Origin of the sequence: Pseudomonas sp. D4-21, assembly GCF_051132125.1 — a bacterium.
GTDB lineage: Bacteria > Pseudomonadota > Gammaproteobacteria > Pseudomonadales > Pseudomonadaceae > Aquipseudomonas.
On the sequence record NZ_CP071664.1, the window covers coordinates 3465757 to 3482702 of the forward strand.

Consider the following 16946-nt stretch of genomic DNA (forward strand, 5'->3'; position numbering starts at 1 on the left):
GAGTGAAGGGTTCAAGCCGCGTCGGCACCGACCCGCAGCCGGTCATAGGCCTGCAGCTCGTCGGCATCGAGGGCGATGATGTAGGGCTCGACCGCTTTCTTGAAGGAAGTCATCTGGCCTTCCTCGCCTTTCTTCAGGTGGCAATGGCAGAACCAGTCGCTGTCGTTGCGCTGCGGGTGGTCGACCCGATAGTGGTACAGCCCCCAACGGCTTTCCGCGCGAAACAGCGAGGCGCGGGCGGCCATTTCGGCGCAGTCGCGGATGACGCTGACCTCCATGGCACGCATCAGCTCATGGGCGTTGTGAGCCTTGATCTGATCCAGGTCGCGCTGGATATCGCTGAAGCGTTGCAAGCCGATCTGCATTTTTTTCGTGACCTTCGGCGGCTGCAGGTAATCGTTGACGAAACGTCGCAGCTTGTATTCCACCTGGGCCGGCGGCAGGCCGTGCTCGCGCTCCAGTGGCGCGTAAACGCGCGTCCTCTCCCGTTCGATCTGCCCGACGTCCAGCACCGAGAAATCCTTCCCCGCCACAAAATCCGCGGCGTTGTTGCCGGCAAACCAGCCGTAGGTGAACGCACCGAGCATGTAGTTGTGCGGCACCGCCGCCATGTCACCCGCCGAGTACAACCCCTTGACCGAGGTTTGCGCCCGCTCGTTGACCCACACGCCCGAGGCTGAGTGACCGCTGCAAAAACCGATTTCGGAAATGTGCATCTCTACCATCTGCGTGCGGTAGTCGGTGCCACGGTTGGCGTGGAACTGGCCGCGACTGGGGCGTTCGTTGCTGTGCAGGATCTCTTCGATGTTCTGGATGGTCTCCTCGGCCAAGTGATCGAGCTTGAGGAACACCGGGCCATTGCCGCCTTCGAGTTCCTGGTGGAACTCCCACATCATCTGCCCGCTCCAGTAGTCGCATTCGATAAAGCGCTCGCCCTTGTTGTTGGCGGTGTAGCCGCCCAGGGGACCGGTGACGTAGGCGCACGCCGGGCCGTTGTAATCCTTGATCAACGGGTTGATCTGGAAGCATTCCAGGTTCGCCAGCTCGGCACCGGCGTGATAGGCCATGGCGTAGCCGTCGCCGGCATTGGTCGGGTTTTCATAGGTGCCCATCAGGTAGCCCGAGGCCGGCAACCCCAGGCGTCCCGCGGCGCCGCAGCAGAGGATGACCGCTTTGGCCTTGATCACATGGAAGTCGGCGGTGCGGCAATCGAAGCCCATCACACCGTTGACCGCCCCCGCTTGGTCAGTCAGCAAGCGCGTGCAGACCAGACGATTGGTGATGCTCACCCGCGCCCGCTTCAACTGCCGGTACAGGACTTTCTTGATGTCGTGCCCTTCCGGCATCGGCAGCACATAGGCGCCCATGTGGTGGACTTTTTTCACCGCGTAGTCGCCGGTTTCGTCCTTCTCGAACTTCACGCCCCATCGATCCAGTTGCTCGATCGTTTCGAAACTGTGCGTCGCGTAGGCGTACACCGCCGCCTGGTTGACGATGCCGTCGTTGGCGATGGTGATTTCCTTGGTGTACTGCTCAGGCGTCGAATGGCCCGGGATAATTGCGTTGTTCAAGCCGTCCATGCCCATGCTGATGGCGCCGCTGCGCTTGACGTTGGCCTTGTCCACCAGCAGGACGCGCAGGTCCCGGTTGCGTTCCTTGGCCTTGATCGCCGCCATGGGGCCGGCGGTACCACCACCGATGACGACGATGTCGTATTCCTGTTCGAGGGTATTCGTTGAGCGTTGGGTCATGCCTGCGTCCCTTTTTGCCGGTCGATCCGCAAGCGATACTGGAAAGCATCGCCGCGGTAGTAGAGGTATTCGAAATCCAGCGGTCGCCCATCGGCGCCATGGGTCAGGCGTTCGATGCGCATCACGGGCGACCCTGGCTCGACCTCCAGGGCTTGGCACAGCTCGCTGTCGGCCAGCACCGCATCGATGGCAAGGTCCGCGTGGCCGAGGGCCAGGCCGCAATCGTTTTCCAGAATCAGGAAAATGTCCCGTGTAACCAGATCGGCTTTTTCCAGGCGCTCGCCGAGGTCCTTGGGCAGGTAGGTAATCTCCAACGACACCGGTTCGCGGTTGATCAGCCGCACCCGTTTGATCTGCGCCACCACATCCCCCTCCGCAACCTTCAACCGCTCGGCCACCGGCTTGTCGGCGGGAATGAATTTGAAACTGCGAAGACGATTGATCACCTCGAAGCCGCGGCCGGTCATGGACTCGGCCAAGCCCTGGAGGGTGCTGACGTTCTGGAAGGTCTTGGGTTTCGCGACAAAGGTGCCTTTGCCATGGATCTTGAAAATCAGACCTTCCTTTTGCAGGTCCCCCAAGGCCTGGCGCACGGTGATTCGGCTGACGCGAAACAACGCACCCAGCTCGCTTTCCGAAGGCATCTGGCTGCCTTGGGGGTATTCACCGTCGAGAATGCGCGTGCGCAACAGGTCGCGCAGTTGCAGGTGCAGCGGCACGCTGCTGAGGGAAAGAACGTTGTCAGGCATGGCTTCAGTCACTTGTCATAACGAGTTATGACGTGATCTTAAGGAAACCTCCCGAGTCTTGAGAAATACCGTTTGGACATATCCTTAGAGTCGGCTCAGGGCAACAGCAGCCCCTGCTCCTGCTCGCACAGCTGCACCACGTAATCCCACAGCACCCGCAGCCGCACGGATTTATGCAGTTCGCGGCGGGTGCTGATCCAGTAGCTGCGACAGATGGTTTCGTCCGGGAGCAAGGGCACCAGCGTCGGGTCGCTGCCGGCCATGTAACACGGCAACACGGCGATGCCCAGGCCCGATCGCGCGGCTTGCTGCTGGGCGATGACGCTGGTGCTGTGGAACACCACCCGGGGCTTGCGGCAAAAACTGTTGAGGAACATGAGCTCCTGGCTGAACAACAGATCGTCGACGTAGCCGATCCAGGCGTGACGGCCTAGATCTTCGCGGCTGCGCAAGGGCGGCGAGCGATCCAGGTAGGCCTGGCTCGCATACAGCGCCAGGCTGTAGTCGGTGAGCTTGCGTGTCACCAGCAGGTCGGCCGCCGGTCGTTCGAGGTGGATACTGATTTCCGCCTCGCGGTTGAGAATGCTGACGAAGCGCGGCACCGCCACCAGTTCCACCTCAAGTCCCGGATAGCGCTGGAACAACCCCTCCATGCGACTGGCCAGGAACATGATGCCCAGCCCTTCCGTCACGCCCAACCGGATCTTGCCCAAGGGTGCGCTGGATTGGGTGATGTCCTCTTGGGCCAGCAACGCGACGTTTTCCATGGCCTCGGCATGCTTGAGCAGCGCCTCGCCCGCCGGGGTCAGTTCATAACCCTGGGCGTGCTGGACAAACAAAGCCGTGCCCAGGCTTTTTTCGATGGCCTCGATGTGTCGGGCCACGGTGGCATGGGTGGTGTTGAGCCGTCGCGCGGCCGTCAGCAAGCGGCCGCTGCGTTGCAGTTCCAGGAAGTAGCGCAAGTCATTCCAGTCGAACATGAGCCATCCTTGAAAACGCCTGAACCCGGGATTGTTTATAAACGCTCAGCAGGTGCGCAAAAACTAACATTCTTTTGACGAAAACTAACAACTACGATGAGCCAACAAGAACAATAAATGAGGTCGCGAATGCAACCTGTCGTCGATGAATACGATTACGTGATCGTGGGCGCCGGCCCTGCCGGGTGCTTGCTGGCCAATCGGCTGTCGGCCAACCCGCAACACCGGGTGCTGCTGCTCGAAGCCGGCGGGCGCGACAACTATCCGTGGATTCACATCCCGGTCGGCTACCTGTTCTGCATCGGTAATCCGCGCACCGACTGGTGCTTCAAGACCGAAGCGCAACCGGGCCTGCAGGGCCGCGCCCTGAGCTATCCGCGCGGCAAGGTGTTGGGCGGCTGCTCGTCCATCAACGGCATGATCTACATGCGTGGCCAGGCCGCGGACTACGATGGCTGGGCCGCCGAAGGCAACGCTGGCTGGTCCTGGAAGGACGTCCTGCCGTTGTTCAGGCAAAGCGAAAACCACTTCGCCGGAGACTCCGAACTTCACGGCGCGGCCGGCGAATGGCGCGTCGAGCGCCAGCGCCTGTCATGGCTGATCCTCGACGCCTTTCGCACCGCCGCCGAGCAGAGCGGCATCCCCAACGTCGAGGATTTCAATGGCGGCGACAACGAAGGCTGTGGCTATTTCCAGGTCAACCAGAAAGCCGGGATACGCTGGAACGCGGCCAAGGCTTTCCTCAAGCCGATACGCACTCGCCCCAACCTGACGGTCTTGACCGAAGTCGAAGTCGACCGCGTTTTATTGCGCGATGACCGCGCCCACGCTGTCAGCGCTCGCTGGCAAGGCAAGGCCATGAGCTTCAAGGCTCGCAAGGAAATCGTCCTGTGCGCCGGGGCCGTCGGTTCGCCGGGCATCCTGCAGCGCTCCGGGATCGGCCCGCGCAGCTTGCTGCAACGCTTGGGCATTGGCGTGGCGCACGAGTTGCCGGGCGTGGGCGGCAACTTGCAGGACCATCTGCAACTGCGGCTGATCTATCAACTGGAAAACGCCCGCACCCTGAACCAGATCGCCGGTACGTTGTGGGGCAAGATGGGCATGGGCCTGCGCTACCTGTATGACCGCAGCGGCCCGCTGTCCATGGCGCCCAGCCAACTCGGCGCCTTCGCCCGCTCGGGGCCGGAACAGACTTCGGCCAATCTCGAATACCATGTGCAGCCATTGTCTCTGGAACGCTTCGGCGAACCCTTGCACAGCTTCCCGGCATTCACCGCATCGGTGTGTGACTTGCGCCCGATGAGCCGCGGCCGCGTGGACATCCGCTCAGCCGATCCGAGTGAAGCGCCGTTGATCCAACCCAACTACCTGAGCCACCCCGAAGACCTGCGGGTCGCGGCCGACGCGATCCGCCTGACCCGAAGAATCGTCGCCTCCCCAGCCCTCGGCGCCTTCAAACCAGTGGAATACCTGCCGGGACCCAGCCTGCAGACCGAAGAGGAACTGCACCAGGCCGCCGCCCGCATCGGCACGACGATCTTCCACCCGGTGGGCACCTGTCGCATGGGCCAGGACGGCGACGCCGTGGTGGATGCGCAACTGCGCGTGCACGGCATCAAGGGCCTGCGCATCGCCGACGCCTCGATCATGCCGCGCATCATTTCGGGAAACACTTGCTCGCCGACGTTGATGATCGCCGAGAAGGCAGCGCGGATGATCCTCGAACCCATCACCGTCAGCATCACAAGCCAAAAGGAGCCGGCCACAGTCTGAAAAACATTGGAGATTCCTGTGGGAGCGAGCCTGCTCGCGATGACGGTGTATCAGCTAACGTTCATGTCGACCACCACACCGCTATCGCGAGCAGGCTCGCTCCCACAAGGAAAACATTTGGATCAAGAAAGTGTGTCACATCAGGAGACGCCCCCACCCGGCGTCGCAGTGGAACAACAAAAACAATCACTGTGAGGGATACCGCTATGTCTGAACATGTTCAGCCCCTGGAAGCCACGCGCAGCGCCGGCGCCAGCCAGGAAACCCAGAAAGTCATCTTTGCCTCGTCCCTCGGGACGGTGTTCGAGTGGTACGACTTTTTCCTCTACGGCGCCCTTGCGGCGGTCATCAGCAAACAGTTCTTCGCCGGAGTGAATGACACCACGGCGTTCATTTTCGCGCTGATGGCCTTCGCCGCCGGGTTCATCGTGCGGCCGTTCGGTGCGCTGGTGTTCGGGCGGCTGGGGGACATGATCGGGCGCAAATACACCTTCCTCGCGACCATCGTCCTCATGGGCCTGGCCACGTTCTGCGTCGGCCTGCTCCCCAACTACGCCAGCATCGGCATCGCCGCGCCGGTCATCCTGGTGGTGCTGCGCATGCTCCAGGGCCTGGCCCTGGGTGGTGAATACGGCGGCGCGGCGACCTATGTCGCCGAGCATGCGCCGATGGGCAAGCGTGGGTTCCACACCAGCTGGATTCAGTCCACCGCAACATTGGGGCTGTTGCTGTCGCTGCTGGTGGTACTGGGTTGCCGCTACTTCACCGGCGATCAGTTCGAAGTCTGGGGCTGGCGCATTCCGTTCCTGCTGTCGATCCTGCTGCTGGGCATTTCCACCTGGATCCGCCTGAGCCTGCACGAGTCGCCGGCCTTCCTGAAAATGAAAGAAGAAGGCAAGTGCTGCAAGGCGCCGATTCGCGAATCGTTCGGCAAATGGGAAAACCTGAAAGTGGTGCTGATCGCCCTGTTCAGTATCAACGCCGGGCAAGCGGTCACCTTCTATGCAGCGCAATTCTACGTGCTGTTTTTCCTTACCCAGTTCCTCAAGATGGACCCGGCCCTCGCCAACAGCCTGCTGATCGTCAGCGTGGTGATCGGCGCGCCGTTCTTCATCTTCTTTGGCTGGCTGTCGGACAAGGTCGGGCGCAAACCGGTGCTGATGATCGGCCTGCTGTTGGCGACGGCGCTGTACTTCCCGATCTTCAAGACGCTCGCCCATTACGCCAACCCCGCCATCGACCTGGCGAGCCGTCAGGCGCCGATCACGGTAGTCGCCGACCCGGCCACGTGTACCTTCCAGTTCGACCCGGTGGGCAAGGCCCGTTTCGACAGCCCTTGCGACAAGGTCAAAACCTTCCTGGTCAAGCAAGGCCTGCCCTACAGCAGCGTCGCGGCACCGGCCGGCAGCACCGTGCAGGTCAGCGTCGGAGACGTGAAGCTCGAAGGTTACGACGAAGCCGCCCTGCGTGGCGCGGTGACCCTGGCCGGCTACCCGCAACAAGCCGACGCCCAGCAGATCAATCGGCCGATGATCGTGGCCCTGATCGTCGCGCTGATCATCATTTCGGCGATGTGCTACGGCCCGTTGGCGGCCCTGATGGTCGAACTGTTCCCAACCCGGATCCGCTATACGTCCATGTCCTTGCCCTACCACATCGGCAATGGCTGGTTCGGCGGTTTCCTGCCCACGGTGTCGTTCGCCCTGGTGGTCTATACCGGGGACATTTTCTACGGGCTGTGGTACCCGGTCGTGATTACGGGGGTGAGCCTGGTGGTGGGGATGATCTGCCTGCGGGAAACGCGCAACGTGGACCTGGACACCAACTGAGCACTCATCGGACCCTTTGTGCCGAGGGGTTCCATCCCCTCGCCACGGGTGCTGTCGTCAGCTCAGTGTACCGAGTGGCTCTTGACCGTGCTCTCCACCAGATCCAGCATCTGCCCCAGCGCCCATGGCTTGGCGATGAACGAGGCCTGGTGCTTGATCCCGGCGCTTTCCGGGGTTTCGAAGCCCGACATGATCAGCAGCGGTATCTGCGGCCAACGATCCCCGGTCAGGTTGGCCAGGTCGGCCCCGTCCATTTCGCCGGGCATGGTGATGTCGGTGAGTAACAGGTCCACGTAATCGGCGCTTTCCTCCAGAAATGTCAGCGCCGAATCGGCGCTTTCCCTGGGCTCGACGACAAATCCTTCGTCCTCCAGGATCTCGCAGAGGAATTCCAGGATGGTCGGATCATCCTCGACGACGAGAATCAAACGTGTGCTCGCCTGTCCGTTGCCCTTCGGCATCGAATTCATGAAGTGACTCTCCTTGATTCCATTAACATGCTTTGCGGTTTGAGCCGCTCTGAAAGTTATGAGCGATGCCCTTGCGATAAATTCATTCTGCTTGCCCATCCAGTCGCCGGGCTGTCTTGCCAAGGGGGTCGTTGCAACGCAGCGCAATGTTTTATCTGTATATCCATACAGATAAAGCTTGCCCCGTCGCCAATCCCTGACCATGCTAGCGCCCCATGAAACCTGCTTAGGAAGAGGCGCGATGCGGCTGTACCTGTGTGAAAAACCGTCCCAGGCCAAGGACATCGCCGCGGTACTGGGCGCCACCCGGCGCGGCGATGGCTGCTGGCTGGGCGCGAACGTCACGGTGACCTGGTGCATCGGCCATCTATTGGAGACCGCGCCGCCCGACGCCTACGATGCCCGCTACAAGCGCTGGGTGCTGGCCGACCTGCCCATCGTGCCGGCGCAATGGAAGATGACCGTCAAGCCGAAAACCGCCAGCCAGTACAAAGCGGTCAAGCGCCTGTTGGGTGAAGCAAAGGAACTGGTCATCGCCACCGATGCCGACCGCGAGGGCGAAATGATCGCTCGGGAGCTGGTGGAGCATTGCCGCTATCGCGGACCTATCCAGCGCCTCTGGCTATCGGCCCTGGACGAAGCCTCGATCCGCAAGGCCCTCGCCGCCCTCAGGCCGGGAGCGGAAACCTTCAACCTGTATCACTCGGCACTGGGTCGCTCCCGGGCCGACTGGCTGATCGGCATGAACATGAGCCGCCTGTTCACGCTGCTGGGGCGCCAGTCCGGTTATCAAGGCGTCCTGCCGGTGGGCCGCGTGCAGACACCGACCCTGCGACTGGTGGTGGATCGCGACCGCAGCATCGCCAACTTCGTACCGGTCGCCTACTGGGCCATCGACGTGCAACTGAGCCATGCCGGTACGGCGTTTGCCGCCCAGTGGCGCGCCGACCCGGATGCCTGCGACGATCAGGAGCGCTGCCTGAACCAGGCCCTGGCGCGCAATGCTGCCCAGGCCATGGGCAACGCCGCGACCGCGCGGGTGACCAAGGTTCGCACCGAACGCCTGCGCGAGGCCCCGCCGCTGCCGTTCGACCTCGGCACCTTGCAGGAAGTCTGCTCGAAGAAACTTGGACTCGGCGCCCAGGAAACCCTGGACATCGCCCAATCGCTCTACGAGACCTACAAGCTCATCACCTATCCCCGCAGCGATTGCGGTTTCCTGCCCTTGAGCCAGCACAGCGAAGCACCCGCGATCCTGGCCGCCCTCGCCCAGGCCGACCCGGCCCTCGCCCCGCTGCGCGATCACCTGCAGCCGCAGCGCAAGTCCCGGGCCTGGAACGACGCTAAGGTCAGCGCACACCATGGAATCATTCCCACGGCGGCGGCGAAGAACCTCGACAAGCTTGCCGCAAAGCAACGGGCCGTCTATACGCTCATTCGCGCACGTTACCTGGCGCAATTCCTGCCCAATCATGAATACGACCGGACCCAGGCCGACTTCGATTGCGCTGGGCAAGACCTGCGCGCGGTGGGCAAGCAGATCGTCGAACTCGGCTGGAAACGCGCCCTGCCCGAAGCATTGGCGCCCGCACGAGGTCGCGAAGCCCCCACGCCGCAAACCTTGCCGCCACTGGCCGAGGGCCGCGATTGCAACGTCGACGCGGTGACGCCAAAGGATTTGTGGACCCAACCGCCCAAGCCCTTCACCGAAGGCGACCTGATCAAGGCGATGAAAAACGTCGCCAAGCTGGTGGAGGATCCGCTGCTCAAACAGAAGCTCAAGGACACCACCGGCATCGGCACCGAGGCGACCCGTGCATCGATCATCCAGGGCCTGCTCGACCGTGGTTACCTGGTGAAAAACGGCAAGGCCCTGTCGGCTACCCCAGCCGCCTTCAGCCTAATCGACGCCGTGCCTCGGGCGATCGCCGACCCCGGCACCACCGCCATCTGGGAACAGGCGCTGGACATGGTGCAAAGCGGCGAGATGAGCCTAGAGGAATTCGTCACCCGGCAGGCCGCCTGGATGAGCAAGCACGTCGCCCGCTGCCAGGGGATGAGCTTGAGCATCAGCGGCCCGGCCAGCCCCGCCGGGCGAGGCGCCACGCCGTGGAAGAACAAGCGCAAGCCGGCCAAGCGCAAGGCTGGGGGCGCTCCGCGCAAAACCAAGGCCAAGGCCACCTGACTGTCAGATGAGATCCCTTGCCACAGGTGATGACTCGCGGCCTTTTTTCATACCCAAACCATTTTGTCCGACAATATGTAGTGACCAAAAATAATCACTACAAAACCGTTGACGCCTCCGATTTGCCCTTGCATGATGCAGACGTCTCCCCGATCGGGAGTACAGGCAAATGTTTGAGCAAGCTCGTCTGACCGCCGAGCTGTTTTTTTGGATAAGGGACTGCCCACAAGGCAGATTGAAGGTGCTGACCTGGCATGACCGTCCGGTGACAAGGACGAGAAACGCCGGCGAATCAATCCTCATGACGCATGGGCTCGACCCTCGAAAGTCGACACTGGCCTGAAGATTCTTCGCTGTTTCTCTTCGTTGTAGCGCATTTGCGTAGCAGCCCTTCGATTAACACTACACAACCGATGCACGACCCCGCAGAAGTCCGGCGGACGAATGCTGACGGCCTGATTTCGGTATCAGGCAGGCACTTACCGAACAGCGAAGTTTTGCGAACCACCAGACAGATCAACCAAATGGTCAAGGGGCTTACACATGAATCTGAATAATCAACCATCTATTGATGAACTGGCTCGCATGTTCGCAGCACACAAGGACAGTCTGGACAGCCATATCCTGTGGATCAGCAAGACCGGCCAGGTCCATATGGACTGCCTCTCGCCTTTCACCCAGGAAGACGAATTCGAGAAGAGCCAGGCAGACTTGTGTGCGCGGCTGAAGATGTACCGCCGTGGCCAAGGCTACGTGGGCAAGAAGGCCGCAGCCGACAAGGACTTCATGGGCCGCGTGCTGCAAACGCTGACCCAAACCTGGCAATCGGTGCAGGACACTGCCGAGGTCCGGGTCGTCGACCGCCTCTGCTGATATCACACATAAAAAAGGGCCCGCTCCTGACTCAGGAGCGGGCCCTTTTTTTGGCCCCGAGGGTCTGTATGAAATGTGTTCGCGCGAAGGCCAGACAAGGCGAAACGGGGCGAGGAAGCGCAGTGTACTGGAGTACATGAGCATTCCGAGCCCCGCTTCAAGTGCGGATACATTTCGTACAGAGCCTTAGAACACCGACCAGCCAATCCTTTGGCTAAGCAATTCCAGCGCCGCCATGCCGGCCAGCGAGTTGCCGGCCGCGTTGAGCTCCGGCGACCAGACGCACACGGTGAACTGTCCTGGCACCACCGCGACGATCCCGCCGCCGACGCCGCTCTTGCCCGGCAGGCCGACACGGTAGGCGAAATTGCCCGCCTCGTCGTACAGGCCGCTGGTGGCCATGATGGAATTGACTTGCTGGGTCTGGCGAGCGCTGAGAATCTGCTCGCCGCTGTGCTTGCAGAAACCGTCGTTGGCCAGGAAGCAGAACGCCCGGGCCAGGTCGATGCAGTTCATTCGCAGCGCGCAGTGGCTGAAATAACTGCGCAGCACCGCTTCCACGTCGTTATGGAAGTTGCCGAACGATTGCATCAGGTAGGCCATCGCCGCGTTGCGGGCACGGTGCTGGTACTCCGACTCGGCGACCTTGCCGTCGACCAATATCTGGGGGTTACCCGACAGCCTCCGTACAAAATCACGCATCGACAGCGCCGGAGCGGCGAAGCGTGACTGGTTGATGTCACAGATTACCAACGCGCCGGCGTTGATGAACGGGTTGCGCGGACGGCCGCGTTCGAACTCCAGTTGCACCAAGGAGTTGAAGGGCTGGCCGGAGGGCTCATGGCCCAAGCGTTCCCAGATGGCCTCCCCGGAATGCTCGATGGCCTGAACCAGGCTGAATACCTTGGAGATACTCTGCACCGAGAACGCTGTCTCGGCGTCGCCCGCGCAATATATCTCGCCATCATTGCTGTACACGGCAATGCCCAACTGGTTGGCCGCCACGGTGCCGAGGGCGGGGATGTAGTCGGCCACCTTGCCCTGGCCGATCAGGGGACGAACCGTATCGAGGATCTCGTTCAACAGTGCTTGCATGTGCGCAGGGGTCCAATCATTCCCCATTCGAGTGCGGGGATACAGACGCTAGACGCCGACGGGGAGGTTCAGAGCACACTGGCTCGGTCCAAAAAACGTGGCGAGGGAGCTTACTCCCGCTGGTCTGTGCTACAGCCCCATTGCTGGTCGCCGCAACCGGACAGACCGAGCGATGGAATGAGGGGCCGCTGCGCGGCCCAGCGGGGGCAAGCTTCCTCGCCACAAAAACAGCGTCCGGCCATGACTTTCTAAAAGTTGCGGGGGCGCTAGTCGCAAGATCCAACGGTCTATAGTCAAGGATCAACCGGCAGGAGGTAAACGATGCGCCAGATCATGCAAAAAGAACCCTGGTGGGCCGCGCCGCCCCAGCCTGGGCAGGATGAAAACGAACTGGAATGGGGCTGGCTGGTGATCTACAGCGAAGGCGAGCCGCGCTTCGAATTTATCAAGGAGCGTCCCACGGACGAACAGATCCGCCATCGCAAGGGCTGTCGCGTCACGCTGGGGTCTGACTAGGGAACAGACATCGGTCATGGAGCAATGGCGCGCAGTTGCACCGGCCGATCGGCAAGGTCCGCTTCCACCAGGTTGCCATCGATTTCCCCGGCCAGGTAATACACCGCAGCCATCACCCCACTGAGGGGATGCTTGAGAGATTTGAACCAGGCTTCGTCGAACGCGGCGCTCAGGCTCTTGCGGATGTGCCCTTCCATTTCTTCCCGTTCGCCCTCGTGGATCATCGCTCGGATGCCCGCCACGCCCACTGAAATCAGCGCCCCGGCTGCCTTTCCGGCCACGGCCGCCGCCGCACCGGCCGCCCCTCGGGTGGCGAATTGGGCTTCGATCTTTTCGCTGGTGCGTTGCGCCACCGTGGCGATCACCGCGTCCGACGGACCTGAACCGGTGTCTGCCGCCTTGTCGACATGATCGATCAACGCCGCGTAGGCCGGCAGTGTATTGAGCGGTTCGGTGTGGACCATTTCGTACAACGACGCATTGCGTGCCGCTGGCGGGCCCAGGTTGATGGCCGTGATGCTGTGCAGACGCCGGTTCATCACTTCGGGTGGGATGCGATGTCGCTGGGCGATCACCTGGATCTGCTGATTGAGCAGGCGCAAGTAATAACCCGTCGCATTGGCCCTGATTGCCTCGGGATCGATTTCCACCGCCACGGGTTCCAACACCTGCTCGCGATATTGTGCCTGCAAGTACACCGACAGCCGCTTGGCCGCCGAATCCGCCTCGCCCTCGGCGCTGGCCGAATACCAGCTGACTTTCAGGGCCAGCCATTCCTGGGTCCAGTAACTGCTGAACCAGGGGATGAACTCGGCCTCCGTGCGCTCGTAGACCAGCACCCGCCAATGCTCCATTGAGCCACGCGCATACAGCTGAGCCTGTTCAAGGGCGCTTTTCGACGCGACGATGATTTGTCGGTCAACCTGTCGCCACGTGTCCTGGGCAATCGCGACCGTGGCCACCGGCTGGCCGCGCTGAGACGTGGCGCACCCCGCCAGAACGAGCATCACGACCAGCATCAGCGAACGCAGCACCATTGCGCCACCCGGGCACCAAGAGTTCCAGGGATTTGAGTATAGGCGTTGGAACCGGGTCGGTTTCCGTGGAGAGGGTCGCAGCAGTTAGAACCGAGTGAAATACGCGAACTGCCAGTCCTGCGCCGGGTCGTCCGTTGATGGATTGGGGCTGGCGCCACTCGGTGTCCAGTCAGTGCGCTGCCCGGCCAGTGTGCCTAGGTAAGGCCTGGCGATTTCCAGCACGCGCTCGTGATCCATCTGTTCGGGCTCGACGATGCCTCGGTCCGGATGCTCGACCGCCCAGACAACCCCCGACAGCACACCCGCCGCTACTTGCAGGCTGGTGGCGTTGTTGAACGGCACCAGCGCGCGGGCTTCGTCGATACTCAACAGCGAGCCGAACCAGTAGGCGTTAAGCTCATGTCCCATGAACAAAACGCCCAAGGCGTCTATGCCGCCGCTGTCGATTTCACCGTTGAGGATGCGCTGCCGGGTTTGTGCCTGCCAGCCTCGGCCGATCAGTTCGTGGACCGACAGCAAGGCATCGTTGCAAGGATGGTAGGCGTAATGAAGGGTGGGTCGATAAAGCAACTTGCGCTGATCCTTCAAGGTCAGCAGGTCGGCTGTCGAAGCGGTCTCATGGTGGGTGATCAGCATCCCCAGGCATGGGCCGCCCAGGGGCGTCCAGGTCTTTACCAGCACGCTGGCGCTCGGTCGCTCCAGATAGATCGCGTTCCGACTGCCGAAACGGTGCCGCCGCGCGGATGGCGGCCAGACACGCTCATGGCTGCCCCAACCCAGCTCCGCTGGCTGGGTGCCCTCACTGATAAAGCCGTGGACCGACCAGGTGTTGACGAACTCATCGTCTTCCTTGAGACGCTGGGACCGTTGCGTATCGCGTTCGGCGAAATGAATGACCTTGATGCCCATTTCCATGCATAACCGGGCCCAATCGACGCCATGGCGATCCTCGGGCAGCGGATGGTTCAGCTGCATGGCCAATTCCACCAGGCCGGCCTTGAGCAGGTGGGTAATCAAGCCTGGGTTGGCCCCGTGGGCAATGATCGCCGTCGGGCCCCTGCCCAGTTTTTTGCGCAAATTCAGGGCTTGATAGCGCAACGCGTAATTGGTGCGCAACGCGTGGTCCAACTGCGGATCGGTGTAGCCCCCCGCCCATGGCTCGACGCAGGTGTCCAGGTAAAAAGCACCTTTGTCGAAGGCATACGCAATGACTGCCAGGGAGCTGACTTCTACCGACAGGTTGACGATGAAGTCACCCGGCTCGACGAAGCGATCCAGGATTTGCGCGAAATCCGGCTCGGTCAGTGCTTCGCGGACGAAATGGATGCCCCGCTCCTTGAACCAGATGTTCTGCTCGATGACCGGTGCGATAACAGTGATCTGCCGGACCTCGATGTGCTCCTGCCCCAGCAGCAAGGGCAAGGTGGCCCGGGCGATGGAGCCGAAGCCGATGAAGACCAGATGGCCGGTGAACGGAACCTGATGTTTCATGTGCTGCTTCCTTGAAGACGATGTATTTCCCATGAAATAACCGAACGTCGACCGAAGCTACTGTCAATGTTGACAGGTGCGGCGCGGCTCGACCCGCGCCGCGCCCTGTGTTCGCCTATGAAGTCCCCAGTCCACCGGACAGGTCCGCGCCTGAATGCACCCGTCCGTTGGCCGGCTCGACGCCGGGTTCATCACGATGCTCGGTGGTCTTGCTTACCGTGTCACGCACCGTTTCATACCCCTCGCGCGCCTTTTGCTTGGCTTTGTCGGCCAGGTCGGCACTGGTCTTGCCCATCACTCGCTGTTCGGTGGTGGTACTGGGCAAGGCCGCTCCCAACATCGCGCCCAAGGCTATACCCGCCGCCGCCATCATCAACGGCTGCTCCTTGAGCAAGCGGCTGAACTGATCGCCCAGGTCGTGGGAGCCCTGGGTCATGCGCTCACCCGTTTCATGGGCGCTGCGCCGGGCTTGACGGGCACCGGAGCCCAAACCTTCGGCCAGATGCGAGGCCTTGTCCTTGAGATGGTGGAAACCCTCACGCAAGGAGTCGGTGGTGTCGTGCAGATGGTTCCGGGCACTGCCCACGCCACTGGCGAGCCCCTCGGTCCAGCCGCCGGTGTCCTGGTCGGGTCCGACGCGATAGCCAACCCGAGGCGGGTGGTTCTGGCCGAGCATCAGCCAGCACAATCCAACCGTGGTCAGTACCGTCGGCACGGGGTTGTTGCGTACTGTGGTGCCCAGGTTGCCGAAGAACTCCGCGCCGTTGCCCTTCACCAGGCCCAAGGCTTGGTCGAGCATCTGGCCCGGGGTTAATTTGCTGCCCAGGGCATCGACGATATGGCTGATATGGGCACGCTGCTCGTCGATCTCGCGCTCGATGGCCTCCGGGCTCTTTTCCGATTCTGTTTTGAATTCATCCTTCATGAGGCTTTCCTCCGCAGGGCTTCCTGGTCTTTGTTCAAGGCGTCGAGCGTTCGGTCAGGCTTGAAATGGGACGGTTCGAATTGCTTCTTGCCGGACTGCACCATGACGAAACCGATGATCATCACCACGACGCCAACGATCAGCGCGGCCAACCAGGGCGCCATCATCGTGCTCAGGCCATACACCACGGCCATCAGCAAGATGATGAAGCCGGCCATCAGCACCATTGCGCCGCCCGCCACACCGGCGATACCGGCTTTCAAGGTGTTGAGGCTGGCCTGGAATTCCGCCTTGGCCAGGGCCAGTTCCTTGGTGAACAGTGAGGGCACCTCGTGGGTCAACTGCCGGAGCAGGCCCATGACCGAGGCATCGCTTTCGGGCGCCGGGGCACCTGCGGGACGCTGGATATCCGGGTCTGGTCGATTCATCACAATTCTCCTCTGGTATTGGCCGAGCCCGGCAGCGAGCCGGTGGCTGAATCACTGGGATGGTCCTGCACGCTGGGTGAAGTCGGGGTAACGCCGGTGGCAAGGCCGCTGCTGCTTGTCGCGGCACCCGGACCGATAGGATCAGGTATCGGGTCGAAAGGCTGAGTGCCGGACCCTCCGGTCGGTGGCTCCGCCTGTTCGGCGGCAGGGTTGTCGACTTCGGTGGCGACCGGCGAGGTGCCGGCCTTGAGGAACCGCGACAGTCCGAAACCCACGGCAATACTGCCAGCGAGGAACAGGCCGGGGTTCTCTCGCGCCAGCCGCGAGCCATCGTGCAGCAGCTGCTCGGCGCTCTTGTTGCGCAGTTTGCTGGCCAGGCCGCTCATGTTATCGGCCATGTCCGCCAGGTAATGCGACAAGCCCAGCGTGTCGTTGGCTTCGAGTTCCGACATGGCCGACTTGGCGCTACGCGCCAATGCATCGATCTGGTCCGCCGCGGTATCGCGGTACTGGCCAAAATGCGCATCGGCCTGCTCTCGGGCGCTGCCGATGGCTTCGTTCACGTCATCCTTGATGTGGTTCAGGGGCTCTTCAGCTCGCCCCTGGCTTGCGGTGCCGCTTTGTCGCTCGGGGTTGTTGTCCGGGATAGTCATGTCTGTCCATCGCCTCCGTGATGAAAAACTCAATATCAGGCACTGCCTGGGCAGATGCCTGGATCAGTGCCTCTCAGAACAAGTGACGGGACGCATGGGAGCCGAGTTCCAACGAGTTTGAGGGTTGCACGCCGTGTGGTCGCCGACGCCGTTGGGTTGGGTTTCGTTAAAAAAAAAGGGCATTGGTGCGT

At 61.9% G+C, this 16946-nt stretch carries 15 protein-coding genes; 5 read left to right on the forward strand and 10 right to left on the reverse strand.

Annotated features, from left to right (window positions below; genetic code table 11):
• Positions 1 to 11 precede the first annotated feature (11 nt).
• The 3 genes from J3Q04_RS15405 to J3Q04_RS15415 all read right to left on the reverse strand — a co-directional run bounded on the left by J3Q04_RS15405 (position 12) and on the right by J3Q04_RS15415 (position 3480).
• Positions 12 to 1751, reverse strand: coding sequence for a fumarate reductase/succinate dehydrogenase flavoprotein subunit (locus tag J3Q04_RS15405; RefSeq protein ID WP_434610806.1), 1740 nt, complete (start codon positions 1749 to 1751; stop codon positions 12 to 14).
• The gene (locus tag J3Q04_RS15410; protein WP_420764518.1) at positions 1748 to 2500 is read right to left on the reverse strand and encodes a GntR family transcriptional regulator; all 753 of its coding nucleotides are present in this window, start codon (positions 2498 to 2500) and stop codon (positions 1748 to 1750) included. Before J3Q04_RS15410 ends, J3Q04_RS15405 begins: the two co-directional genes overlap by 4 nt.
• A gap of 95 nt (positions 2501 to 2595) precedes the next feature.
• Complete coding sequence (locus tag J3Q04_RS15415) at positions 2596 to 3480, reverse strand: LysR family transcriptional regulator (RefSeq protein ID WP_434610803.1); 885 nt, start codon at positions 3478 to 3480, stop codon at positions 2596 to 2598.
• Positions 3481 to 3609: 129 nt separating this feature from the next.
• Between J3Q04_RS15415 and J3Q04_RS15420 the strand changes: the two genes are divergently transcribed.
• Positions 3610 to 5253 (forward strand): GMC family oxidoreductase, encoded by a 1644-nt coding sequence (locus J3Q04_RS15420; RefSeq protein WP_434610800.1) that lies wholly within the window; start codon positions 3610 to 3612, stop codon positions 5251 to 5253.
• A 206-nt stretch (positions 5254 to 5459) separates the two neighbouring features.
• Positions 5460 to 7082, forward strand: coding sequence for an MFS transporter (locus tag J3Q04_RS15425; protein WP_434610797.1), 1623 nt, complete (start codon positions 5460 to 5462; stop codon positions 7080 to 7082).
• Between the two features lie 62 nt (positions 7083 to 7144).
• Here J3Q04_RS15425 and J3Q04_RS15430 read toward each other — a convergent pair whose 3' ends face one another.
• A complete protein-coding gene (locus tag J3Q04_RS15430; RefSeq protein WP_420764522.1) occupies positions 7145 to 7552 on the reverse strand; it encodes a response regulator in 408 nt (135 codons plus the stop codon).
• A gap of 241 nt (positions 7553 to 7793) precedes the next feature.
• Here J3Q04_RS15430 and J3Q04_RS15435 point away from each other — a divergent pair, with 241 nt between their 5' ends.
• Together J3Q04_RS15435 and J3Q04_RS15440 are read left to right on the forward strand one after the other, a co-directional pair.
• Complete coding sequence (locus J3Q04_RS15435; RefSeq protein ID WP_434610795.1) at positions 7794 to 9737, forward strand: DNA topoisomerase III; 1944 nt, start codon at positions 7794 to 7796, stop codon at positions 9735 to 9737.
• A gap of 543 nt (positions 9738 to 10280) precedes the next feature.
• Positions 10281 to 10610 carry a hypothetical protein gene (locus J3Q04_RS15440; RefSeq protein ID WP_434563474.1) on the forward strand — a complete coding sequence of 110 codons (330 nt, stop codon included), beginning with the start codon at positions 10281 to 10283 and terminating at the stop codon, positions 10608 to 10610.
• Between the two features lie 186 nt (positions 10611 to 10796).
• Here the strand turns inward: J3Q04_RS15440 and glsB are convergent, their stop codons facing one another.
• Positions 10797 to 11705, reverse strand: a complete 909-nt coding sequence (gene glsB / locus J3Q04_RS15445; RefSeq protein WP_420764525.1) for a glutaminase B — start codon at positions 11703 to 11705, stop codon at positions 10797 to 10799.
• 321 nt (positions 11706 to 12026) lie between these two features.
• On the opposite strand from glsB, the gene J3Q04_RS15450 reads away from it, so the two are divergent.
• Positions 12027 to 12221: a hypothetical protein gene (locus J3Q04_RS15450; protein ID WP_420764526.1), complete on the forward strand. Its 195-nt coding sequence runs from the start codon at positions 12027 to 12029 to the stop codon at positions 12219 to 12221.
• 14 nt (positions 12222 to 12235) lie between these two features.
• Here J3Q04_RS15450 and J3Q04_RS15455 read toward each other — a convergent pair whose 3' ends face one another.
• The 5 genes from J3Q04_RS15455 to J3Q04_RS15475 form a co-directional block, all read right to left on the reverse strand.
• Entirely contained in the window at positions 12236 to 13258 is a 1023-nt protein-coding gene (locus tag J3Q04_RS15455; protein WP_434610792.1) for a hypothetical protein, read from the reverse strand.
• An 84-nt stretch (positions 13259 to 13342) separates the two neighbouring features.
• Positions 13343 to 14749 (reverse strand): saccharopine dehydrogenase C-terminal domain-containing protein, encoded by a 1407-nt coding sequence (locus J3Q04_RS15460; protein ID WP_434610790.1) that lies wholly within the window; start codon positions 14747 to 14749, stop codon positions 13343 to 13345.
• A gap of 115 nt (positions 14750 to 14864) precedes the next feature.
• Positions 14865 to 15674, reverse strand: coding sequence for a DUF3618 domain-containing protein (locus tag J3Q04_RS15465; RefSeq protein ID WP_434610788.1), 810 nt, complete (start codon positions 15672 to 15674; stop codon positions 14865 to 14867).
• Complete coding sequence (locus J3Q04_RS15470; protein WP_420764529.1) at positions 15671 to 16102, reverse strand: phage holin family protein; 432 nt, start codon at positions 16100 to 16102, stop codon at positions 15671 to 15673. The genes J3Q04_RS15465 and J3Q04_RS15470 overlap by 4 nt, the downstream gene beginning before the upstream one ends.
• Complete coding sequence (locus J3Q04_RS15475) at positions 16102 to 16755, reverse strand: hypothetical protein (protein WP_434610786.1); 654 nt, start codon at positions 16753 to 16755, stop codon at positions 16102 to 16104. The genes J3Q04_RS15470 and J3Q04_RS15475 overlap by 1 nt, the downstream gene beginning before the upstream one ends.
• Between the last annotated feature and the right edge of the window lie 191 nt (positions 16756 to 16946).